Annotated in this window: 19 protein-coding genes and 2 pseudogenes; 8 read left to right on the top strand and 13 right to left on the bottom strand. The window is 61.3% G+C overall.

From position 1 onward, the window contains the following. Positions 1-6 precede the first annotated feature (6 nt). From ACS4RR_RS06260 to ACS4RR_RS06270, 3 genes are read right to left on the bottom strand one after another with little or no spacing between them, the layout of a single operon-like run. Positions 7-627, bottom strand: a complete 621-nt coding sequence (locus tag ACS4RR_RS06260; protein ID WP_130732033.1) for a hypothetical protein — start codon at positions 625-627, stop codon at positions 7-9. Next, a complete protein-coding gene (locus ACS4RR_RS06265) occupies positions 620-1,033 on the bottom strand; it encodes a hypothetical protein (RefSeq protein WP_130732031.1) in 414 nt (137 codons plus the stop codon). Before ACS4RR_RS06265 ends, ACS4RR_RS06260 begins: the two co-directional genes overlap by 8 nt. Positions 1,034-1,048: 15 nt before the next feature. Further along, positions 1,049-2,107: a hypothetical protein gene (locus ACS4RR_RS06270; protein WP_456189846.1), complete on the bottom strand. Its 1,059-nt coding sequence runs from the start codon at positions 2,105-2,107 to the stop codon at positions 1,049-1,051. Between the two features lie 1,094 nt (positions 2,108-3,201). Here ACS4RR_RS06270 and ACS4RR_RS06275 point away from each other — a divergent pair. The 3 genes from ACS4RR_RS06275 to ACS4RR_RS06285 are packed head-to-tail and all read left to right on the top strand — an operon-like array spanning position 3,202 to position 8,835. After that, the gene (locus ACS4RR_RS06275; protein ID WP_456189847.1) at positions 3,202-4,671 is read left to right on the top strand and encodes a hypothetical protein; all 1,470 of its coding nucleotides are present in this window, start codon (positions 3,202-3,204) and stop codon (positions 4,669-4,671) included. 1 nt (position 4,672) lies between these two features. Then, positions 4,673-8,029 carry a VPA1269 family protein gene (locus tag ACS4RR_RS06280; protein ID WP_456189848.1) on the top strand — a complete coding sequence of 1,119 codons (3,357 nt, stop codon included), beginning with the start codon at positions 4,673-4,675 and terminating at the stop codon, positions 8,027-8,029. A 26-nt stretch (positions 8,030-8,055) separates the two neighbouring features. Further along, positions 8,056-8,835, top strand: a complete 780-nt coding sequence (locus tag ACS4RR_RS06285) for a hypothetical protein (protein WP_456189849.1) — start codon at positions 8,056-8,058, stop codon at positions 8,833-8,835. A gap of 11 nt (positions 8,836-8,846) precedes the next feature. Here the strand turns inward: ACS4RR_RS06285 and ACS4RR_RS06290 are convergent, their stop codons facing one another. From ACS4RR_RS06290 to ACS4RR_RS06305, 4 genes and pseudogenes are all read right to left on the bottom strand, one after another. After that, positions 8,847-9,110, bottom strand: a complete 264-nt coding sequence (locus ACS4RR_RS06290; RefSeq protein WP_456190131.1) for a DUF2312 domain-containing protein — start codon at positions 9,108-9,110, stop codon at positions 8,847-8,849. A gap of 112 nt (positions 9,111-9,222) precedes the next feature. Further along, positions 9,223-9,357 (bottom strand): annotated as a pseudogene (locus ACS4RR_RS06295) (GapR family DNA-binding domain-containing protein); the annotation flags it as partial. Between the two features lie 91 nt (positions 9,358-9,448). Next, positions 9,449-9,754, bottom strand: a complete 306-nt coding sequence (locus ACS4RR_RS06300; protein WP_003582233.1) for a DUF1244 domain-containing protein — start codon at positions 9,752-9,754, stop codon at positions 9,449-9,451. 32 nt (positions 9,755-9,786) lie between these two features. Next, a complete protein-coding gene (locus ACS4RR_RS06305) occupies positions 9,787-10,575 on the bottom strand; it encodes an N-formylglutamate amidohydrolase (RefSeq protein WP_456190132.1) in 789 nt (262 codons plus the stop codon). A gap of 201 nt (positions 10,576-10,776) precedes the next feature. Here ACS4RR_RS06305 and ACS4RR_RS06310 point away from each other — a divergent pair, with 201 nt between their 5' ends. The 3 genes from ACS4RR_RS06310 to ACS4RR_RS06320 all read left to right on the top strand — a co-directional run bounded on the left by ACS4RR_RS06310 (position 10,777) and on the right by ACS4RR_RS06320 (position 13,460). Next, a complete protein-coding gene (locus tag ACS4RR_RS06310; RefSeq protein ID WP_222384573.1) occupies positions 10,777-11,262 on the top strand; it encodes a DUF1036 domain-containing protein in 486 nt (161 codons plus the stop codon). Then, on the top strand, positions 11,262-12,701 hold the full coding sequence (gene pyk / locus ACS4RR_RS06315) for a pyruvate kinase (protein WP_162116990.1): 1,440 nt from the start codon (positions 11,262-11,264) through the stop codon (positions 12,699-12,701). The genes ACS4RR_RS06310 and pyk overlap by 1 nt, the downstream gene beginning before the upstream one ends. A 123-nt stretch (positions 12,702-12,824) precedes the next feature. Next, the gene (locus tag ACS4RR_RS06320; RefSeq protein WP_456189850.1) at positions 12,825-13,460 is read left to right on the top strand and encodes a LysE family translocator; all 636 of its coding nucleotides are present in this window, start codon (positions 12,825-12,827) and stop codon (positions 13,458-13,460) included. 2 nt (positions 13,461-13,462) lie between these two features. On the opposite strand, the gene ACS4RR_RS06325 is transcribed toward ACS4RR_RS06320, so the two are convergent. From ACS4RR_RS06325 to ACS4RR_RS06335, 3 genes and pseudogenes are all read right to left on the bottom strand, one after another. Beyond that, positions 13,463-14,020 carry a DUF4865 family protein gene (locus ACS4RR_RS06325; RefSeq protein ID WP_456190133.1) on the bottom strand — a complete coding sequence of 186 codons (558 nt, stop codon included), beginning with the start codon at positions 14,018-14,020 and terminating at the stop codon, positions 13,463-13,465. 3 nt (positions 14,021-14,023) lie between these two features. Beyond that, a pseudogene (locus ACS4RR_RS06330) lies at positions 14,024-14,419 on the bottom strand (cupin domain-containing protein); the annotation flags it as partial. Beyond that, complete coding sequence (locus ACS4RR_RS06335) at positions 14,416-14,835, bottom strand: tautomerase family protein (protein ID WP_456189851.1); 420 nt, start codon at positions 14,833-14,835, stop codon at positions 14,416-14,418. The gene ACS4RR_RS06335 and the pseudogene ACS4RR_RS06330, both read right to left, overlap by 4 nt. A 117-nt stretch (positions 14,836-14,952) precedes the next feature. Here ACS4RR_RS06335 and ACS4RR_RS06340 point away from each other — a divergent pair, with 117 nt between their 5' ends. Further along, positions 14,953-15,885 (top strand): LysR substrate-binding domain-containing protein, encoded by a 933-nt coding sequence (locus tag ACS4RR_RS06340; RefSeq protein WP_456189852.1) that lies wholly within the window; start codon positions 14,953-14,955, stop codon positions 15,883-15,885. 196 nt (positions 15,886-16,081) lie between these two features. Next, entirely contained in the window at positions 16,082-16,894 is an 813-nt protein-coding gene (locus ACS4RR_RS06345) for a phytanoyl-CoA dioxygenase family protein (RefSeq protein WP_456189853.1), read from the top strand. 63 nt (positions 16,895-16,957) lie between these two features. On the opposite strand, the gene ACS4RR_RS06350 is transcribed toward ACS4RR_RS06345, so the two are convergent. From ACS4RR_RS06350 to ACS4RR_RS06360, 3 genes are all read right to left on the bottom strand, one after another. Then, positions 16,958-17,932 (bottom strand): threonine ammonia-lyase, encoded by a 975-nt coding sequence (locus ACS4RR_RS06350; RefSeq protein WP_456189854.1) that lies wholly within the window; start codon positions 17,930-17,932, stop codon positions 16,958-16,960. A gap of 155 nt (positions 17,933-18,087) precedes the next feature. Then, positions 18,088-19,824 (bottom strand): gamma-glutamyltransferase, encoded by a 1,737-nt coding sequence (ggt, locus tag ACS4RR_RS06355; protein ID WP_260056712.1) that lies wholly within the window; start codon positions 19,822-19,824, stop codon positions 18,088-18,090. A gap of 75 nt (positions 19,825-19,899) precedes the next feature. Beyond that, positions 19,900-20,754: a helix-turn-helix transcriptional regulator gene (locus ACS4RR_RS06360; protein WP_170277115.1), complete on the bottom strand. Its 855-nt coding sequence runs from the start codon at positions 20,752-20,754 to the stop codon at positions 19,900-19,902. Between the last annotated feature and the right edge of the window lie 71 nt (positions 20,755-20,825).

The raw sequence follows: 20,825 nt of genomic DNA on the forward strand, positions 1-20,825 counted from the left end.
CGGAGTTCAGACGGTCGGTTTGAAATACAGCGGTATTCCCTTGTGCCTGACCCTGAATGGTCTCCCGGTGTTCTCATGCGCATGGGTCGAGCGAAGGACGATGGCGTTGTCGCCCGCCACCTCGAACGCGACGTCGGGCCTGCGTTCCGTCAGGCGGATTTGGTACTCGGCCATGACCTTGTCGAGGCGGGCGCCAAAGCAGTAGATGATCATCTCCCCGGAATCCTGCCCTGAGAGACCGGTGCTATAGCGCCGGTCAAGCTGTTCGAAGCCGCCCAGCAGCCAGTCGTAGCTGGTGTGTTTCTTCGCCTCGGCGATCCATAGGAACTCGTCTCTTGCTTCGACGACGACGTCGCAGTGTCCGCCGTATTGAGTGTCGTGGCTGGCTTGGAAGCCCATTGTCCTCAGATGGCTGACGATGTCGATGGTAAGGGCGTCCTCCGACTTGTCCTGCTGGACATGGCGGTTTTTCACCAGTTCCTGGGCGATGTAGTCGATCGCTCGTTCGACGAGCGCCAATCGTTCCTCATGGGTTTCGGACAGCGCCATATCGAGCATGATGCCGACCGGCGTCGGGTTTGACGCTGCTGCCTTGATTGCGGCCAGCGTGAATTCCTTCTCAGCCATGCGACAGCTCGCGGTAGAGGGCGTCGGTCGGAGCGAAGAACGGGACGACGTGGGATTCGAAATCTGGCACCGGACTTCCCGTCTCAGGGTGAATCAGGGTTCCGGTGCGCTTTGCCTCCGCGAATTCCTCCGGCGTAAGCTCATGCTCCGTCTCGTCGTCGTCCACGAGCATCGCATGGGCGTCGAAGATCGCCAGCCTGGAAGACGTAAGAATGGTCACGGCGGCGATGACGTCGTAGTCCGGGCCGTCCTTGCCCACGGCCGTCGACAGCGTCTTGAAGGTCAGGAAATGAAGCTCTTCCGGTGGCGTCGACGCCACGAAGTCGATGATCTCAAGGCACAGTGGTCCGACGGGCAGGTCTCCCCAAATCTTGCGATACTCTTCGCGGATTTCATTCAGGGTCACAGCCTGCTCCGAACCCTACCATCCAAGATGGTGGGCGATGCGAGATCGAACGTAGTCGAAATCATCATTGCCCATGCATTTGCGGATTACAACACGGTCAAGGACAGGATCGGCGGAGCCCGCCGCCCGCGAGTTGCTGTTCAAGGACAACTCCGGTTCCGAAAACAGCTTGGGTCCCACCGGACGCCGCCAGATGATGCTGACCTTGAACGGCTCGATCGGGGTGCCGAGCGCGGCCTTGCCTCCCTTGTGATATGTCTCGTTGCGCAGATCGAGCTTTTTGCGTCGCATCTTCTCACGCTTGATGGAAGCGGTCGTGGTGCCGAAGCCGAGTTCAACGACGATTCCTTCGGAGCCGTCGCCGTACATCCGATCGATAAGCGCGAATACGTTCGTCGGCTCCGGCAGCGCCACGCCGATTGCGGATTCAAAAGCCTCCACGGAGAGCTTCCGAGCCGCGAGAGCGACTTCTCCAAGCGTGCCCTCCGGAAAGTCGACGCGGACATCCATCGTGCTGCCCTTATCGGGAATCCATACGACGTCGAAAGCCTGAAAGCTCACCGTCTTGACGCCGATGATCTCCTCGTAGTCGTCCAGTTCCGACGCGATCTCGTTGCCAAGGGACGACAGGCTGATGGGCTCGCGTACCGTGACGACGCGAGCGGAGGCAAACACCAGCCCTGTGCCGGTTTCGGTCCGCTCGACAGCGGCCAGAACGAGGCCAGCAGGCATCCCCTTCAGTGCCGTCTCGGAGAGCGTGACCGGATAGGACTCGGAGAACGGGTTCGACGGCGGGACGATCTCGGCAGCCCTCTCCCGTATCGTCGCCATGGTCTCGGCGCCGACCTCGTAGAAGCTCGCAAGCTTTTCCCCGGAAATCGCATGCAGCCGCAACGCTTCTAAGATATCGTCCTCCTTGCTTTCGAACCTCCCAATCGCCTTGTCGGCCCGTTCCAAGGTCAGATCCCAGCCTTTGCTTCGCTCGACGCCAATCTGCTGGAGTATCCGCCTTGCGACGGGCCATGGAGTTCTGTCGCGAAGGCTCTTGAGGATGTCGAGAACGTGGATGCTCATGCGGTGTGACCTCGATGTACGATCGGTTTAGGTCAACTTACGGTTTTCTATTGCGTTTCTCCAGCGGCAAGCCCTGTCATTCACAGGGAGTTCCACGTCTGTGCTTGCGACGCCCAAATCCTTTATCCGCGGGTACTGCGAGCGTAACGAGGTTTCTCATCCGGGCGCGCGTTTCCGCCAGACGATCGCCAACGGTCTGCCTGGTTCCTCGGGATGTCCACTAACGCATGGTTCGCCGATATGACGCAGGTGGACGACCAATGCCCTTTGACGGAGGCGGTCGGATGCATCGGAAATTATGGGCGGTCTCGTCTCGGAGATGGAAGGCGTTCCTGGGTGCTCCGGACGCGGCCGACCATGGAGCATTGGGAAGGCGCCCGCGTCCGGCGACCCGGAAGACAGGATGGTGAGGGAATTGTCGATGAATATACTGAGCAGCAGCCGACGGAGCATGCAGGGTATGTTGCTTCGGAAGTTGCAAGATCTGGAAGTCGAGACTCGTTTCGAGGCGTCGGAATAAGAACCAGGCTGCCCTCCATCTTGCCTGGGCGCAACGCACGTCCCCCAAGTCCCCCTAGGGGAGACCCCTTCGGCGAATTGTCGAAGTGCCAGGTCTGCCGGGCATTGTTATTCTCGTTCGACACCTCCTTCCGGCACCGGTGGCGAATCACGTCATTCGCCCTTTATCGTCAGGAAAGCTGAGCGAGGTCCGGTGATCGGAGCGGTTTTCAGATGCTCCGTCTCGCACGTTTTCTGTTTTTCGCTATTTTTTTGGTTGGCCGGACGAAGTCTACGTACCGCGTTTCTTGTGCGGTGCACCATAGGATTCGGTCGAGGTTGTCCGTATGGACGGGCTGCTCGATTGCCGCCGTGCAAGTGCTTGATTTTAATCGAGTGGGAGGGATTCGACCGGAGGCCCTACGAAAGGATTCACGCATCCTCATGACCGTCAGCACAACTTGACGCGAATCCTTGGAATATCGTTTAGTTTCAAAGGCTTATTCGGAGAGTTTCTCGGATCTTCCTCGTTGAGATGTGCTGCGAACTGTGATCGGCTCCTACGCGTGCAGACGCGCCGGAGGAAGGCCACGACGATGACGCAGGGTAGCGGGAGTGATACGGACATACGGGCAGAGGATGGCAGACGGCTGGGCGGCGTCTCAGGGCCGGCCGCCACGACGAAGATTCCCGACGGCACGTCAGCGGTCGAGATCCCGATCAGCGTCGTGATGGATATCCCCGCGTGGGTCACGCATCTAGGGGAGCAGATGGTTGTCCCGCTGCCGATCTTGATCGTCATGCATGACGGCGAGGCGACTGTTCCATCCGATACGTACGAATTCGCGGTCGATCGTGCAGCGGTCGAAAAGTTCGAAGCTCTCCATCGCATGGTGGCGACGGTTGGTCGGCTCCATGACGAGTGGCGGGCTTCCCATATACCGCTCGACAGCGCAGAGGACGCCGACACCGTCATCTGGAACTACCTCTACGGCAGGCTGACGCGGCCAGCTCCAGTCGCCTATGAAACCGCCCGGACAGATTTCCGCGACATATGCAGCTTCGTGAAATTCTGCCGCCGGAACCCGAGAATCAAGTCCCATTTCGGCAAGGCCTTGGCAAAGGGCAGCAAGCTCTTCGAAGACCAGATGCCTGTGCGCAAGACCAGAGGTTTCCTGCAGCATCTGGACCTTCACCGGCGTCGGTGGTTCGAACTGCAGGAATTCGAGCCCGACATACCTAGGGACCTGAAGAAACTCGCTGCGCCGATGCTTTCCAGCGTTGCGAAGATCATCAGCTTTCCGACCGAGCAGCAGATGGACGATCTTATAGATGCTGAACGGAACCCAATGTTTCGGGCGGCCTGGTGCGTCCTGGCCGCGCAGGGACCGCGATTCTCGGACCTCCTGCACATGTGGAGGTGCGATATACTCCCGCCATCTCTGGCAGCGCGGTTCGTGTCTAGGCCGGACGGCCATCCTTTCCTGATCTACGCGCACCCCGAGCAGAGCATATACACCGGTGAGAACTTCGATCGCCGAGGTGTAGTCAACCGCAAAACGGTGCTGGCCACAAAATACCACGGCAGCGTTTCGCGCATCCACAGCACGCAACCCAACGAGAGGCTCGGCTGGAAGTCTATGCTCCTGTTCGACGCCCGCAAGCTCTCGTGGGGTTTCTGGATGGTCGAACGCTACGCCCGCGAATTCGAACGACTGCTTCCAACGATCTGGGCCTTTCACGACGAGCACGGTACCGATCGCCGGCACCCCTATTTCTTCGTCAACTTCCGGAACGCCCAACACGTCGCGGAGCAGATGACGAAGCAAAATCTCCAACGCGCCTATGGCGCCGCATGCCGGAGGGTGGGGCTCGAACCCATCATGGAAACCGGGGGACACCCGCATGGCAGTCGGCACTTCTGCGCGTGGTACGCGGAGGCGATCAACGGCCTCGACGCGGCGGAGCGCCAACTCGTTCTTCGACAGCGATCCCAGGACTCTCAGGAGGACTATGGGCGGAGGCTGGCCGACCTGCATACCAAGATGACGGAAAGAGGAAGATGAGATGAAGATGGAAGTCTATGCCGAATCGAACGTGAGATATTTTGACGAGGACGGCGGTTGCGTCGTCAACGTGTCGGATGAGATCGTACTGCTCAAGAAGACGGACGCCATCGACCTTGTAGCATTGTTCAAGGAGTTCGATGCTGCACTTCGCGCTGAACTTCTCGTCCTTCTTACCATGAAGTACGGCGAGGCCGTTGACCGCTACGGGCTGCTCAACTTCAACGCCAGCCTCCTCGAGGAGCGTCGTCAGGTTCCGGTTGGCTTCCTGCTTCGGGGAGCAGGAACGAAGCTCGCGGTCTTCAAGGACCAGGCGGTGGTGTCGGCGCTGGTTCGTCTCGGTATGGTGCCGGGGAAGACACCTCATGGATTGGTGCGCAAGCGGTATCCGCGGGAGAGCGGCGCGATGGGAGACATGCTGTGCGGGTTGCCTTACGAACAGCAGAAACAAATTATCGGCAACCTGCTGGAGGCAGATCTGGACGGCGTCCTCCTGACGAATCAGAGGGACGAGATCGGCATGGGCGCGCTGCGCATCATGCTGCTGGAGAAGCGGGATCCGCTCGACGCGCTTGCGACCTTGGCGGACTGGATCGACCGCCAGGTAGCCACGCCGGACAGGTCCGCTGACGCCTTTCATGGAAAAGGAAGCGGCAAGCTTTTCGCGCCGCTTTGGTTCGGACAATTCCTCGCGTCGCGCGGCGTCTGGCTTCTGCCGATGCGCTTTTTTGACCGCTTGCTGGCGTTCTATCCAGACCATCTGCGGCCTATACTTCCTCTGCTCTCTGTTCCTCTCCACGCACGCGACATCGCGGATACGGTCATCGGAAGCGCGCCTCCATCGAAGACAACGCTGCAACAATCCCTCGGGGTGTTTGTCATGGCGGCGCTATCTAGCACGATGTGGTCCCAGCGGCGATTCTGCCCGGCGCCGCTCCATCAGATGAAGATTTTCTACGGGACCGAGAATGCGTTCCGCTCGGCATCGATAAATCATGTCTTCAAGCTCCTCTCGGACGTCTTCGAGATCGACCTCAGAAGTCGAGATGAGGCGATGCTTCTCAGGGGACGGAAGAAGATCAATTCGATCGAGGCTTTCCATTGGACGAACAGCCCTACGCCGTCGAACACACGGCTTGCGGCGAAGCTCCTCAAACACCCGATCACGCATGTCCCCGAGCATACGCGGATATTGGCCGAGGAAATTCGCAGCCTACTCGGATCTTTCAAGGTGCAGCATCTGAAACCCGTCGAGGCCGCATTGAACCTGTTTCTTATTTACTCCTTAGTTTTGGAACCTGACGAGGCGCCAAAGCGCCTTCGCGACATCAAGGCGGAGAAACACGTGAGGTCGTTCGCATCGCCCCACGAGACCTACTGGCAATTCCTCAGCGAGCGCTGCCCCTACAGCAAGGCGAAGGAGTCCACGATGTCGAAAATGCGGCAGCTATGGCAGGCCGCGTCGATTCGCGACGGTTTCGCGACTGAACTCGAGTGCCCCTTCGATCCGCGTCGGGACACTTTTGGGGCCAAAAAGAGTGATGCCGCGCGCGCCGGGCGTGCGCTCGAACAGGTTGTCATCGACCTGCTCGTCGAACTGAATAGGGAGGGCGATTACGCGTTCGCCAGAAGTATCGAACGGTATCATTTTGTGGTCCGTGATCGCGATGGGCGCTATGAGAAGGTGTTCTGGCCGGCCGTGGCGATCGCCCTGGAAATCTGCCTACGCCTTGGATTGCGGCTTCGCTCGACCCGTTGGTTGGACAGCGGCGAAGGCGACGAGGAGTGGTACGATCCGACTACGATGAGCTACACACCGAACCCGCTAGCCTGCGCGGTTGAAGGCCGACAGCAGTTCTTCATCGAGAAGACGGTCCTCGACGACGTGCAGCGCACGGAAGTCAACGGCATGTTCGTCAACGTCGCTAAGGGAGGGCCCTATCACTCTCCCTATTTTCCAGATGAACTGGTTGAGCCGGTCTGCAGGATGCGCGACCTGCAGATACGCTACAATCCAATGCGGCGGCCCATCCCCGCGATAGATAACAAGTCGCTCAGACCAGATACCGACAAGTCCCTGTTTGCTGAGGTTTTTCCCCTGCTGCGAGAGCCTGAAGACCTTGCCGTGAGCATCACCGAAGAGAAAGTCAGGGGATATTACAAGGCGCTCCTAATCTACGGGCAGCCGATCATCGAAGCCCGGCTCGGGCGTCCCTACCCTCTTGTCGACGTCGATCTCGACACGGTTCTAACGACGATACATGACCATCGTCGCAGCTTCGTGACCAACGGAGACGAGGCCGGCATTCCGATTAGCGTTATGCGCGTACATCTTGGCATGAAGACCAATGCAATGGTCAACGTCTACAACCGCGTCCGCGATCATCGCATCCATTCTCAGGTGCAGCAGGTCAGCTACAATCGCGAGCTTCTGGAAGGCGTCGCCCAGGACGATCCGAAGGCGGTTTCAGAAATGGTGGCACAAGTTTCGGCGACCATGGGGAAGGACGCGCCAGCTACGCGGCGGCTGAAAGAGATGCAGACAGGTGCGCGCGCCGCGTTCCTCGACCTTCTCCTGCATTGCCTCTGTGTATCTGGAGACTGCAACACCGGGGGGCGAATAGTCAATGGCGTGCGACAGCCGGTATTCAGGCCAAGGGCATGCGGTGGCTGCTGCCATAGAGCATCGAGCTGGGCGCACCGAGCCGGCATCGTTGCCCGCACTCGCATCCTCACAATCGAGATACGCCTGGCCGCGCAGCAGCGGGCGGACTTGGAACGAGCGATCGACGACGCAGAAAAGAGGGGAGAATCGGTCCACTCTCTCGAGCGCTCGAGACGTTCGGCCGAATACCTCTATAGAAATCTTTCGAACGAGCTCCGGCTCGAGCAGGAGTGGCTGCGGAAGGTGGATGTCGCGGCGCATGCCGCGCGTCAGGCGGGCCGATCGCCCTCGAGCGTGGTCCTCGCAAACGGTACCTTCGACTATGATCGGGTCGAGACTACACGAGCTGAGATTCATGACTTCGAGCTGCTGCATTCGGTGCTTAAGGATGCACTCTTTATGCCCGCGGCGCTGCTGGAGCTTCCGCCGAGCGTGCCGCTCGAATTCGAACGCCAGATGAGGCAGATTCTGGCCGCCAGCCGACAAGACGAGGTCCTTCGACGCATTCCGTCGGCACAGAAGACCGAAGCATTGGTGGCGATCGGCGATCTACTTCTCGACGCCTTTGGTGATCCCGACGAATTCCAGCGGCTGGTCGAGGCCTCGGAGAACGACATCCCGGATGCGGTTGTCGCGAAGCTGGCGGCAGCCATTCGCGGCGCTGCCAGCAATCCGACGATGATCGGGTCGTAACGGAACCGTACGGCGGGGAGAGCGGGATGAAGGACGCACCAACACCTTCGACGGAGCTGATGACCAGGCTGCGGGGCGAGGCTAGGCTGGCGCAGAGCGCGAGGCGCCTGGCTACTCTCGCACGGCTTGAACAGGCTTGCGACGACGTTGTCTCCGGCAGGGCCTTGGAACTGGCCCGGAAGCATGGCTGGGACGGATCCCGCTTCCGGGCCCACCGCAGGCTCGTTGCTGCCAGTGTCGACGAGTACGTGCGGATGATGCGCTACGCTGAACCGAAGGGCGGGTGGACGGGGCCTACCAAGGACACGATCGCCCATGACCAAGAACTCGCGTCTTACGTGAACTGCCGTGACGCTGAACGTGCAACATCCAAAAAGCCACCCCGCAAGGGGACCGGCGCCCGCCGGGCAGACGACATCGTGACGGAGAAGCTCGACTTCACAGACCAGGCCATCGTGCGCGCGGCGCTGGAAAGCGGCCGGTTGGCTAAACGGCAGTTCGACACATTGGCGTCGTTTTTCCACAAGCTGCTCGGCGTCGATCTGCGGAGCCACGACGCCTTTTCCTTCGAAGACGTCGCGCGCTCGATCAGAGCTCAGATCAGTCGCGACGATCGCGAGGCGCTTGCGAGCTTGGTCGACAGGCTCCACGACGACGTCCGCCTTATGGAGATGAACCTGATAATCGATAAGGGAAAGGTCAGAATGTACGACGGACTGCGAAGCGTGCTGGTCGAACGCAGCGAAATGGCGGTCCTTATCAGGCTGGCCGGACTGAATCCGGACAGCCTGGGGTCGGTCGGCTAGGACCAGTCGGATTATTCCATGCCGAGGGCGGACATATAGGTCTGGAGGATCGATTCCTCCTCCAGACGCTCGTTGGCGTCCTTCTTTCTCAGGCGGATGATAGTCTTCATCGCCTTCGTGTCATAGCCTCGGCCCTTGGCTTCCCCGAACACATCTTTAATGTCGTCGGCGATTGTCTGCTTTTCTTCCTCGAGACGTTCGATCCGCTCGATGAACTGGCGCAGCTCGGCCGCGGCCACATTGACGGTTCCTGTCGTTGCCACTTCTTCCATTATTCTTCCTTTCTGTCGCGTCCGGCCGGCAGGGGCTTGCACATAATGCTGCCACCGTGTATGTTGCTGCTAAGTTATTGATTACGCTACAATAACATAACATTTGGGGGTCTTAGAAGCCCGTTCCCTTGGCTTCGCCATAGACGTCCTTGATATCGTCGGCGATGGTCTTCTTTTCTTCTTCCAGCCGTTCAATGCGCTCGATGAAAGCGCGAAGCTGATCGCGGGCGACGCCGTGAGCATCAGACATCGTGTTCTCCTGGTTTTTCGGTGATCGATTTTGGATGCCAGTGACTGCCGCGAAGCGGCGTCACGGTCAAGCCTGTTCGCGGCCAGCCAAGCTATTTGTGTGGATTGTTCAGTTCAAAAGCAGCCTTTTGCACAGGCGAGGCCTCGTTCTGGTGAAGATTCTTCCAGTCCTCATAGGGCATGCCATAGACCATCTCGCGCGATTCGTCCCTGGTCACCGGGACACCCTCGGCCTCGGCGGCTTCGCGATACCAGTTCGACAGGCAGTTGCGGCAGAAGCCGGCCAGATTCATCAGGTCGATGTTCTGAACGTCGCTGCGTTCGCGAAGATGTGCGACGAGGCGGCGAAAGGCGGCAGCTTCGAATTCGGTCTGTTGTTCCTTGCTGAGCGCGGTCATCTCGCTTCCTTTCGTTAAATGGGGCCTTTCGTTCAATAGGGGCCGGTGCGTGACAGGTGAACGTCGTATTCGTGCAAGGCGGGTTCGGCATTCATCGCCGCAAAGATCGGCGCCAGGCGTTCGGCCCATGCCGATATGCCGGTCTCGTCTCCGATCAGATCCTGGCGCACCTCGAGCAGCGCATGCGGAATGCCTGTAATCATGCAATGGCGGTACATGGTATCGCCCTTCAGCGCGCCGTCATAGGGTTCGTTGTCGCCAACGGCGAGATCGGGATCGGCGCGCAGCATGTCAAGCAGCGGACCGACGGCGCGATGGTCGCTGTCCCAGAGGACGGCAGCGTGCCAGGGACGGGGAATACCTTTCCAGGCCGGCGTGAAGGAGTGCAGCGACAGCACCAGTGGCGCCCTGCCGGTGGCATTTGCCACGCTGTCGATCGTTGTGGCCACGGCATGGTGATAGGGGCGATGGAAGGTTTCGATGCGGTAGTCCCATTCCTGCGGCGTGATCGGATGATTGCCTGATATGACGGCGCCGTCGGAGATCTTCATGATCAGCGTCGGATCGTCTTCGCCGCGATTGGGGTCGATCAGCAGGCGCGAAAAGCCGCCAAGCACGGCGGGAACGCTGAGCCTTGCCGAAAGCTGCCGCGTCAGGCCCTCGATGCCGATGTCATAGGCGATATGTCGGGCGAAGGCCGCGTCGGGAAGTCCGAGCCGGCCATATCGCGCGGGAAGGCGGTTCATCGCGTGATCTGCGAGGATCACCATGCCTTTGTCATGTTTGCCGGATAGGATTTCGAAGGATTGGAAGTCGTCCATCAAGGAATTGCCGTTCGTCATTGCGCCATCGGGCGCAGTGATCGCATGCGGCTACGGCGGGTTCAAGCGCGACAGGCGGCGAGAGGTTGAGCCGGACCCTCGACGGGTGGTTATGAAAGGAAATATAATCGATTAGCATTGCGTTGACTTTCGCTTGACGGCGGCGCAAGAAGACACGGATACGAATAACCGTGGAGCTATTTGGGAGCCGTGTTGATCCAAGCCGCGCCAAGTTTCCTCACGCGGTCCGGGCCGCTGGTCCGTCTCGCTCTATTCGCCCTTGCAGCCGCCATGCCGTTTTTCATCGCAGATGCTGCACGCGCCGATTTTCGCGTCTGCAACGGAACGCAGAACCTCGTCGGCGTCGCGATCGGATACCGGGCCAAGGATGGCTGGGTGACGGAGGGCTGGTGGCAGGTGCCGGCAACGACCTGCGCCGTGTTGATCGAGGGAGAGTTGCAGTCGCGTTATTATTACCTCTACGCAGAGGACGCCGCCCGGGGAGGCCGATGGACGGGTGACGTGCAGATGTGCGTGGCGGAAAACGAATTCAAGATCACGGGTGTGCAGGATTGTTATGCCCGCGGTTACCAGAAGATGGGATTCAAGGAATATGATACGGGCCGCCAGGGTAGCTGGATGGTTCAACTCTCCGACACCCCAGGGACGCAAGAAAGCCAGAATTGATGAAGCGTAATCGCAAAATTAAAATCCTCGCCACCCTCGGGCCAGCCTCCTCCGAGGAATCGATGATCGAGAAGCTGCACCAGGCCGGTGCCGATGTCTTCCGCATCAATATGAGCCATGCGAGCCACGACATGATGCGTACGCTGATCCAGCGCATCCGCTCGGTCGAAGCGCGCTCCGGCCGGCCGATCGGCATTCTCGCCGACCTGCAGGGACCGAAACTGCGTGTCGGCAAGTTCGTCGACGGCAAGGTGGACCTGAAGCCCGGCCAAACGTTCACGCTCGACAACAACGAAGCGCTCGGCGACCAGAGCCGCGTCTACCTGCCGCACCCCGAGATCCTGGAATCGGTGCAGCCTGGCCATCGCCTGCTGATCGATGACGGCAAGCTCGCCCTGCGCGCAGAAAAATGCGACGGCAAGAGCATCGTCACGACTGTTATTTCGGGCACGCGCATCTCCGACCGCAAGGGCGTCAGCCTTCCCGACACGCTGCTCGGCGTCGGCGCGCTGACGGACAAGGACCGCGCCGATCTCGACGCAGTGCTTGCCACCGACGATGTCGACTGGGTGGCGCTTTCCTTCGTCCAGCGTCCCGACGACCTCGCCGAAGTGCGCAAGATCGCCCGCGGCCGCGTCGGCCTGATGTCGAAGATCGAGAAGCCGCAGGCTCTCGAGCGCATCGAGGAAATTATCGAACTGTCGGACGCATTGATGGTCGCCCGCGGCGATCTCGGCGTCGAAATGCCGCTCGAATCGGTTCCCGGCATCCAGAAGCAGCTGATCCGCGCCTGCCGCCGTTCGGGCAAGCCGGTGGTCGTTGCCACGCAGATGCTGGAATCGATGATCTCCGCGCCGGTGCCGACACGCGCCGAAGTTTCCGACGTCGCGACCGCCGTTTTCGAAGGTGCGGATGCCGTCATGCTTTCGGCCGAATCGGCCTCGGGTGACTATCCAGTCGAAGCTGTCACGACGATGGCGTCAATTGCCACCGCCATCGAGCGCGAGCCGCATTATCCCGGTATCATCTATGCCCAGCGTGCCCAGCCGGAAGCGACCGGTGCCGATGCGATCTCGCTGGCCGCCCGTCAGATCGCCGAAACGCTGAAGCTGTCGGCGATCGTCTGTTACACTTCGTCGGGCACGACAGGCCTTCGCGCCTCGCGCGAGCGTCCGCAAGTGCCGATCCTGGCGCTGTCGCCGATCATCAAGACGGCACGCCGTCTTGCCGTCGTCTGGGGCCTGCACTGCGTCGTCACTCATGACGCGACCGATCTCGACGACATGGTCAACCGCGCCTGCCGTATCGTCGCCGACGAAGGTTTCGGCAAGCCGGGCGACCGCATCATCATCTCGGCCGGCGTGCCGCTCGGCACGCCCGGCGCCACCAACATGATCCGCATCGCCTATATCGGTTCCGACGGCCAGAGCGGCATCTGATCCGATCGCATGCATCCGAAAGCCCGCTGCCTGAGAAGGCGGCGGGCCTTTTTCGTTGATGGGCCGGCATTGCCAACGGCAATGGCGCATGCAAGTTTCGGTCTCTGGATGGGGAGGATCGTCATGGATTTCGTCACGCTTCTGGCTTTTGCAGCGGTTTCCTTTGTTGGTATCGCGACACCGGGGCCGACAGTGCTGCTGGCGCTGACCAACGGTTCGCGGCACGGCCTGCGCCGCGCGGTTGCCGGCATGATCGGCGCGGTGCTGTCCGATTTCGTGCTGATCGGCGCTGTGGCGATCGGGCTTGGCGCGCTGCTCGCCGCATCGGAATTCTGGTTCTCGATGCTGAAATGGGCAGGTGCCGCCTATCTCGCTTTTCTCGGTATCATGCTGCTGCGCTCGAAGGGCACGATCGATGCGGCGTTGAAGTCTGGCGCGCCTGCGGGAGTGACATCGCCCTTCTCGATCGGGCTGAAGAGCTTCATGGTCGCGGCGACCAATCCGAAGGGTTATCTGTTCTTCTCGGCTTTCCTGCCCCAGTTCATCGACCCGATCCTGCCGCAGGCGACGCAATATATGCTGCTCGCCCTTGTCTTTGCCGCGCTCGATTTCCTCATCATGTTCGGCTACGCCTTCTTCGGCTCGCAGGCGGTGCGTTTCCTGAAAACCTCAGGCGCCATGTGGCTGGAGCGAGCCTGCGGTGGCGCGCTGCTGGCGCTTGCCGGCTCGCTGGCCTTCTATCGCCGGACAACCGTCTGACTTCAGGGTTGAGGCAGGGATAGGTGGCCGACGCGATAGGCCTGGGTGTGCTCGCCGATCTCGGGAATCTCTCGCCATAGCCTGAAGCGTACTCGCGTCCAACTCGTCGGTTCGAAGCCGGAAATGGAGGCGAGCGCGCCACCTGTCGCCAAGTCTGCTTCGGTCGCCGCGCTTTCGGCGCGGCGAATGTCGGCGAGCAGCGTGTAGGCCTCTGTTTGCAGAATATCGCGTGTGGCGAACCTGGCCGGGGCGATATCAGGCGAGATTTCTGCCTGCCAGACGATCCAGGTTCTCACCTGTGGCCAGCCGAAGGCGTCGGTCAGCGTTTCGAAGCCCGGGCCGCAGAGGAAGTCGCTTGCCCCTTGCGGCGTCTGCCAGAGATAGAAGGGCGCATAGAGATTGTCGTGGCTGCCGAACTCGCCTTTGAGGGCACTGAGATAGGCTTTGAAGCCGAGATTGGGAAAGCCGTCGAGCAGTGGACCCTTGTCGCGGATGCGGCGGTCGATGATCGACATGTCGTAATCGGCGGGCAGGGTGAAGCTGTACTGCATCGTGATCATGACTGCCTCCACCGGTCGCAGCCATTCGACGATGCCGCCGTTTTCGGTCGGCTGGACGCTGATATAGCTGAAGGTGCTGTCATCGGCCGCTCCATGCCAGTGACGCTCGCCGGGCGCAAACCAGACGGCATCGCCGGCACGCAATGTTTCAACCGGGCCGCCCTCGTTCTGCGCCAGCCCATGGCCCGAAAGTACATAAAGTAGCTGGCCTCTGGGATGCGTGTGCCAGCGGGTGATGGTGCCGGGATCGAGCATGGCGCGCATTGCGGTGTTCTCGCCATCGGCGCTGCCTTCGAGCAGCATCTCGACCCAGAAAGGCGAAGTTGCGACGCCCTCAGGCGAGCGGACTGCCCTGCCGGGGCGCCTGATGGTCATGGTCTTCGGGTTCGAAGCGCTCATTGCCGGGCTCCAGCCAGACGAAGCCGCCAGTCTGGGTCGGTCATCTGGGCAATACCATTACCGAAGGACCAGTCTTCCGGTGCGCTGGTGCTGATGACGATCATCACGTCCTCGGGGCGGAGGCCCGGCGATTGCGCCAGGAGATCGGCAAGCCGCCGATAGAGTGCTGCCTTCATCGCGCCGGTGCGAGGCCTGCCGATCGTGATCGAGATGTAGACGAAATCGTCGGAGCGCGGGCCGGCGAGATAGCTGCGATCGAAGATCAGTTCGTTCTCGTCATGCTGGTGGATGGTCTGGAAACGGTCGTTTTCGGGCACGTCGAAGGTCTCGACCAGGGCGCGCTGAATGTTGTCGGCCAGCGCCGCGAGGTAGTCCGCCGACTTGCCTTTGCGAAGGGAAATGCGAACGAAGGGCATCGGGATCTCCATGATTCAGGCCGTCCGTCGGCCTTGACAGCAGAAGCATCGCACGGCACGATGATGCTGAAAATCAGAATTTTATGGATTAATGATCCTGAAAAATAGGATTATCTCATGCGACGGACGATCTTCGATCTCGATGTGCTTCGAACCTTTTCGACCGGAATGGAGCTTGGCAATTTCGCCAAGGCGGCCGAGCGGCTCGGGCGTTCGACCTCGGCAGTGAGTGCGCAACTGAAGAAGCTGGAGGAGCAGGCGGGCACGCCGATCTTCCGTAAGGCGGGTCGCGGGCTGGCGCTGACCGATGCCGGCGAGACGATGCTCGGTTATGCCAGGCGGCTGCTGGAACTCAACGACGAGGCGGCTGCCGCCGTCAACAACGTCGAGCTGGAAGGCTGGGTGCGGCTCGGCCTGCAGGAGGACTTTGGCGAGACCCTGCTGCCGGATGTGCTCGGTCGCTTTGCGCGTGCGCACCCGAAGGTCCGGATCGAAGCGCGGGTGGTGCGAAATGCCGAGCTGCTTCAGCGCGTCACATCGGGAAAGCTCGATCTGGCGCTTGCCTGGAGCGATGGCACGCTGACGGCGCATTGCGAGCGGATCGGCGAAGTGCCGATGCGCTGGATCGGACCTGCCGAGGGGCAGCCGAACTGGCATGCCGCAAGCGGCGAGCCGATGCCGCTCGCTTCGTTGGAGGCGCCGTGTCTGTTGCGGAGCGCGGCGACCAAGGCACTTGATGAGGCGGGCATCTCCTGGCGGCTCGCCTTCGTCAGTCCCAGTCTCGGCGGTCTCTGGGCCGCGACGGCGGCGGGCCTCGGCCTCACCATCCGCACGCCGATCGGCCTGCCGGCGAAGGTCCGGCCGCTGGCGCCGGGAGCAATCGGCCTGCCTGATTTGCCGAAGCTCGGCCTGGTTCTGCATCGGGCGGAAGCCGAACCGCAACCGGCTGCGGCGCGGCTTGCCGAACTCGTGCTTCAATCGGTGCATGGCGCGTTGCATGGGGTGGTGGCCCGAGATCTCAGCATTGACCGTTCGGACGCGTGGCTGTAGCTTTCGGCCGCTATGAAGATGATCACTCTCAATATCGCTACGGCCTTCTTCTTGAGCCTCTAAGGCTCTGCCTTCGGGCATCAGAAGATGCGGTCGCTAACCAGCCTTTGCGGCTGGCCCGTTGCCGTGGACCGTAATGACTCTGCGTCTGGCCATGGACAGAGCCGGCAGGATTGGCGATAGAGAGAGATATATCATGACATCAGATGTTTATCCGATAGCGCTGCGTGCCGCGCAGATCGAGCAATTCATCGAAGACGGCTTCATCAGGGTCGACGGCGCCTTTCCCCGCGAATTGGCCAGGGAAGCCCGTGCCATCATGTGGCGTGACATTCCCTTCGCTGCGGATGATCCAAACACGTGGACGCAGCCGGTCGTGCGGCTTGCCGGTTATGGCGGCGGGCCGTTCGAGAAAGCCGTCAACACGCCGGTATTGCATTCGGCCTTCGACCAGCTCGTCGGCAAAGGGCGCTGGGAGCCGCGCAATGGACTTGGCAGTTTCCCTGTCCGCTTTCCCCATCCCGATGATCCCGGCGATGCCGGTTGGCATGTCGATCTGAGCTTTCCCGGCGAGGATTCCGATCCGGATGAGCAGCGGGACTTTTCCACCTGGCGGGTGAATATCACCTCGCGCGGGCGGGCGTTGCTGATGCTCTTCCTGTTCTCGGATGTCGGGGAGGAAGATGCGCCGACCCGTATCCGTGTCGGTTCGCACAAGGATATCGCTCGCCTTCTGGCGCCGGCGGGCGAAGCGGGAATGGCGCATCTCTGGCTGGAGCATGTCGGGGAAGAGCGGCCGCTGGCGTTGGCAACAGGGCAGGCGGGCACAGTCTATCTATGCCATCCATTCCTCATCCATGGGGCGCAGATGCATCGCGGCCAGGAGCCTCGTTTTATGGCGCAGCCCGGCCTTGTGCCTTCCGAACCTCTTCGGCTTGAACGGCAGGACGGCGCCTATTCGCCGGTCGAGATCGCAATCCGCCGGGCGCTTCACGATCACTCTATCTGATCGCTGATCCGGCATCCGGCTCGATGAGCCGGATGCCTCACGAAGACGCGCCGGCGTGACGTCTCAGCCGAACCGTTCCAGAGCCATGGCGAAGATATCGGCATCGACATTGCCGCCGGAGGTGACGGCGATGACCGTGTCGCTTTCCAGAGCATCGCCATGGAAGAGGGCGGCGGCAAGTGCCACCGCGCCGCCAGGCTCGACGACGATCTTCAACCGCGAGAAGGCGAGTGCCATGGCGCGCAGCGCCTCGTCGTCGGTGACGACGATGCCGGCGCCGGCGAGGCGCTGGAGGATCGGGAAGGTGATATTACCCGGCTGCGGCGTAACGATCGCATCGCAGATCGAGCCCGATACCGCTGCGTTGCGTTCGATCTTGCCGGAGGCCAACGAGCGGGTGGTGTCGTCGAAATCCCTGGGCTCGCAGGGACGGACGCGAAAGCCGGGAGAACTGGCTTCAAGGGCGAGCGCGATGCCGGAGGTCAATCCGCCGCCGCCGCAGGGAACCAGGACTTCGGCTGATGTCACGCCTTCCTCTCCAGCCTGCTCGGAGATTTCAAGACCGGTCGTGCCCTGACCGGCAATGACAAGCGGTTCGTCAAAGGGCTTGATCAGCGTCAGCCCACGCTCGGCCGAAAGTCTCGCGCCGATCTCGTCGCGATCCTCGGTGACGCGGTCGTAAAGCACCACTTCGGCGCCGAAGGCGCGGGTGTTGGCGATCTTCAGCTTCGGCGCATCGCTCGGCATGATGATGACAGAGGGGACATTGTGCAGCTTGGCCGCAAGCGCAACACCCTGGGCGTGGTTGCCGGAGGAGAAGGCGATAACGCCTTTCGAGCGCACGGACGGATCGAGGCCGGAGACGGCCGACCAGCCGCCGCGAAACTTGAACGAGCCGGAATGCTGCAGACATTCCGCCTTCACGAACAGGCGCCGGCCGGCGATCTCATTGAGGAAAGGGGAGGAGAGAAGCGGCGTACGCCTGATATGACCGCGCAGACGGGCGCGGGCTGCGACAATCATTTCAATGCTGGCCATTCGGGAATCTTTCTGCTTGTGGGTTCGCCCATGCATAGGGCGAGGCAAGCCAATTGTGAACGGCGACTTTGTCACGGTGACATGAATGGTACCACCGCTGCTTCTTCAGCCGTGCTGCGCTTCTGCCGACTGTTTGATCAGGCGATCCCGAGGCGTCAGTAGCCGCTTGCCGAACCTTCCGCTGCGCGGCTGTCCATGGCGCCGTTGTAGCGGGCGCCACCGCCTTTTTTGATGGCAGCAAGGCTTTTGCCGCCGACGAGGATGCCGGCGGCCTGGCCCCATTGCGGCGCGTCATTGCCGCCATCGAAGCTGTAGCCCATCGCGGCGAGGGTCTTTTCCGTATCCGGCGAAAGTGCATAAGGCTCGAGAAAGACCTTGTCGGGCTGCCATTGGTGGTGGAGACGCGGGGCGTTGACCGCCTGGCTGATGTCCATGCCGAAATCGACGACATTGAGGATTGCTTCCAGCGTGATGGTGATGATGCGCGAGCCGCCGGGGCTGCCGATCACCATGAAGGGCTTGCCGTCCCGGGTGACGATCGTCGGGCTCATCGAGGAGAGCGGCGTCTTCTTCGGGACAATGGCATTGGCCTCGCCCTGCACCAGTCCGTAGAGGTTGGGCACGCCGGGCTTGGAGGTGAAATCGTCCATCTCGTTGTTGAGCAGGACACCGGTGCCGGGTGCCACCACGCCGGCGCCGAAGGAGCCGTTCAGCGTATAGGTGACGGCGACCGCATTGCCCGCGTCGTCGATGATCGAATAATGCGTCGTCTCGGTGCTTTCCTTGCCGCCGAGCGGTTTCAGATTCGCCGAGGTGCCGGCCTTGTAGGGGTCGATCTTGGCGGCAATTTCCGAGGCATATTTCTTATCGAGCAGTTTCTCGACCGGGTTCTCGACGAAATCGGGATCGCCGAGCGCCGCATTGCGGTCGACATAAGCATAGCGCATCGCCTCGACCATGATGTGCACCGTTTCGGCCGAGTTATAGCCGAGATAGGAGAGCGGATAGCCTTCGAGAACGTTGAGGATCTCGCAGATGATGACGCCGCCGGAAGAAGGCGGCGGCGAGGAGATGATGTCGTAGCCGCGGTAATTGCACTCGATCGGCTTCAACTCGCGCACGGCATATTGTTCGAAATCCTCCTTGGCGAGGATGCCGCCCTTGGCTTGGCTCGTCTTGACGATCGCTTCGGCGGGCGCGGCTTTGTAGAAGGCGTCGGGACCTTTTTCGGAGATGGCTGTCAGGACTGCAGCAAGGTCCGGCTGCTGGAGTTTTTCGCCCGATGCATAGGGTTTGCCATCCGGTTTCAGGAAGATTTTCGCTGCCGCCTCATCCTTGGCGAGGCGCTTGGCGCTGCCGGCAAAGCTTGCGGCATCGCCCTGTTCCAGCGTGAAGCCCTCCTTGGCGAAGCGGAGCGCCGGTGCGATCAGCTCCTCGCGCGGTTTGGTGCCGTATTTCTCGCGTGCGGTCTCGAAGCCCATCACGGAGCCCGGCACGCCGACGGCGAGATAGCCGTCGAGGCTGGCGCGTGGCACGACATCGCCCTTGGCATCGAGATACATGGTTTTTGTCGCGGCAAGCGGCGCGCGTTCGCGAAAATCGAGAAAGGTCTTGGTGCCGTCCTTCAGGCGAATGGTCATGAAGCCGCCGCCGCCGAGGTTGCCGGCCGTGGGATAGACGACCGCCAGCGCATAACCGACGGCGACCGCTGCATCGACGGCATTGCCGCCGCTCTTCAGCACCTCGACGCCGACATCGGTCGCCAAATGCTGGGCGGTGACCACCATGCCGTGCTCGGCTTCGACGGGTGCAGGCGAGGCGGCGAAAGCCGAGGTCAGGCTCAGCGACAGTGCTGCGATGATGGAGATCGTCCAGATATGCAGGCGGCCCATGATTTCCCCTCCTATGGACAATGATGGAAAAACATATGGGACTGCGGCAGCCCGAGGCAATGCAAGGGGTTGGCTTTATGCGAGAAGTTCGGCGAGTTTCCGGTTGGTATCGTCGTCATCGAGCGGCGTGTAGACGATGAGCTTCATCTCCGGCCGGTTTGTCAGCGTTAGGCCGGTATGTTCGAAGGACATGCGGCCCTTGATGGGATGGTCGATGCGCTTGATGCCGGACAGCGGGCTGATGACCTCGTGGCGCTGCCACCAGTCACGAAATTCGTCGCTTGCCTGCTTCAGCAGCGCGATCAGCCGTTCGAAATCCGGATCGCCGGCATAACGCGCGCTGTCGGCCCGGAACATTGCCAGCGAGACGCGGGCGACCGATTCCCAATCGACGAGCAGCCGGCGATGCGCCGGGTCGGCGAAGAGACGATGCATGATGTTGCGCTCGTCGCGGTCGAGCGTGTCGTAACCACCGAACAGCATGTCGGCGGCGCGGTTCCAGGCGAGCACGTCCCACCGGCGGCCGAGCACATAGGCCGGTTGGTGGGTCAGGTTGGCGAGCATGCGTTGCAGCGGCTCGTCGACGCATTCGGGTGCGGACGATACAGCCTGCGGCGCATGGCGATTGTTGAGGGTGAAGAGATGCCGGCGTTCGGCCTCGTCGAGGCGCAGTGCATCGGCAAGGGCGTTCAGCACCTGTGCGGAGGGCCTGATGTCGCGGCCCTGTTCCAGCCAGGTGTACCAGGTGGTGCCGACGCCGGCGAGCATGGCGAGCTCCTCGCGCCGGAGACCTGGCGTGCGCCGACGAAAACCCTCGGGCAAGCCCACCTCGGACGGCGTCAGCCGCTCGCGGCGAGAGCGCAGAAAGGCTGCGAATTCACGGCGGCGGGCTTCGAATGTGTCGGCTCTCTGGTCCATGGCGGTGATCATATCAGTATCGATACCAGGATAAAACTGGAACTGTTTGCCGTCTGCAGGCCGCGCATGATGCCGGCGCCGCG

It is taken from the genome of Rhizobium zaerense, assembly GCF_051810725.1.
Classification (GTDB): Bacteria; Pseudomonadota; Alphaproteobacteria; order Rhizobiales; family Rhizobiaceae; genus Rhizobium; species Rhizobium leguminosarum_I.

What these genes read in the sequence shown, in the direction of transcription:
- ACS4RR_RS06305 (WP_456190132.1), bottom strand. Translation starts at nt 10,575, where the DNA reads ATGGACGACTTCCAATCCTTCGAAATCCTATCCGGCAAACATGACAAA.
- ACS4RR_RS06320 (WP_456189850.1), top strand. Translation starts at nt 12,825, where the DNA reads ATGGATTTCGTCACGCTTCTGGCTTTTGCAGCGGTTTCCTTTGTTGGT.
- ACS4RR_RS06325 (WP_456190133.1), bottom strand. Translation starts at nt 14,020, where the DNA reads ATGATCACGATGCAGTACAGCTTCACCCTGCCCGCCGATTACGACATG.
- ACS4RR_RS06285 (WP_456189849.1), top strand. Translation starts at nt 8,056, where the DNA reads ATGAAGGACGCACCAACACCTTCGACGGAGCTGATGACCAGGCTGCGG.
- ACS4RR_RS06350 (WP_456189854.1), bottom strand. Translation starts at nt 17,932, where the DNA reads ATGGCCAGCATTGAAATGATTGTCGCAGCCCGCGCCCGTCTGCGCGGT.
- ACS4RR_RS06340 (WP_456189852.1), top strand. Translation starts at nt 14,953, where the DNA reads ATGCGACGGACGATCTTCGATCTCGATGTGCTTCGAACCTTTTCGACC.
- ACS4RR_RS06335 (WP_456189851.1), bottom strand. Translation starts at nt 14,835, where the DNA reads ATGCCCTTCGTTCGCATTTCCCTTCGCAAAGGCAAGTCGGCGGACTAC.
- ACS4RR_RS06300 (WP_003582233.1), bottom strand. Translation starts at nt 9,754, where the DNA reads ATGACCGCGCTCAGCAAGGAACAACAGACCGAATTCGAAGCTGCCGCC.
- ggt (WP_260056712.1), bottom strand. Translation starts at nt 19,824, where the DNA reads ATGGGCCGCCTGCATATCTGGACGATCTCCATCATCGCAGCACTGTCG.
- ACS4RR_RS06360 (WP_170277115.1), bottom strand. Translation starts at nt 20,754, where the DNA reads ATGATCACCGCCATGGACCAGAGAGCCGACACATTCGAAGCCCGCCGC.
- pyk (WP_162116990.1), top strand. Translation starts at nt 11,262, where the DNA reads ATGAAGCGTAATCGCAAAATTAAAATCCTCGCCACCCTCGGGCCAGCC.
- ACS4RR_RS06275 (WP_456189847.1), top strand. Translation starts at nt 3,202, where the DNA reads ATGACGCAGGGTAGCGGGAGTGATACGGACATACGGGCAGAGGATGGC.
- ACS4RR_RS06260 (WP_130732033.1), bottom strand. Translation starts at nt 627, where the DNA reads ATGGCTGAGAAGGAATTCACGCTGGCCGCAATCAAGGCAGCAGCGTCA.
- ACS4RR_RS06280 (WP_456189848.1), top strand. Translation starts at nt 4,673, where the DNA reads ATGAAGATGGAAGTCTATGCCGAATCGAACGTGAGATATTTTGACGAG.
- ACS4RR_RS06345 (WP_456189853.1), top strand. Translation starts at nt 16,082, where the DNA reads ATGACATCAGATGTTTATCCGATAGCGCTGCGTGCCGCGCAGATCGAG.
- ACS4RR_RS06270 (WP_456189846.1), bottom strand. Translation starts at nt 2,107, where the DNA reads ATGAGCATCCACGTTCTCGACATCCTCAAGAGCCTTCGCGACAGAACT.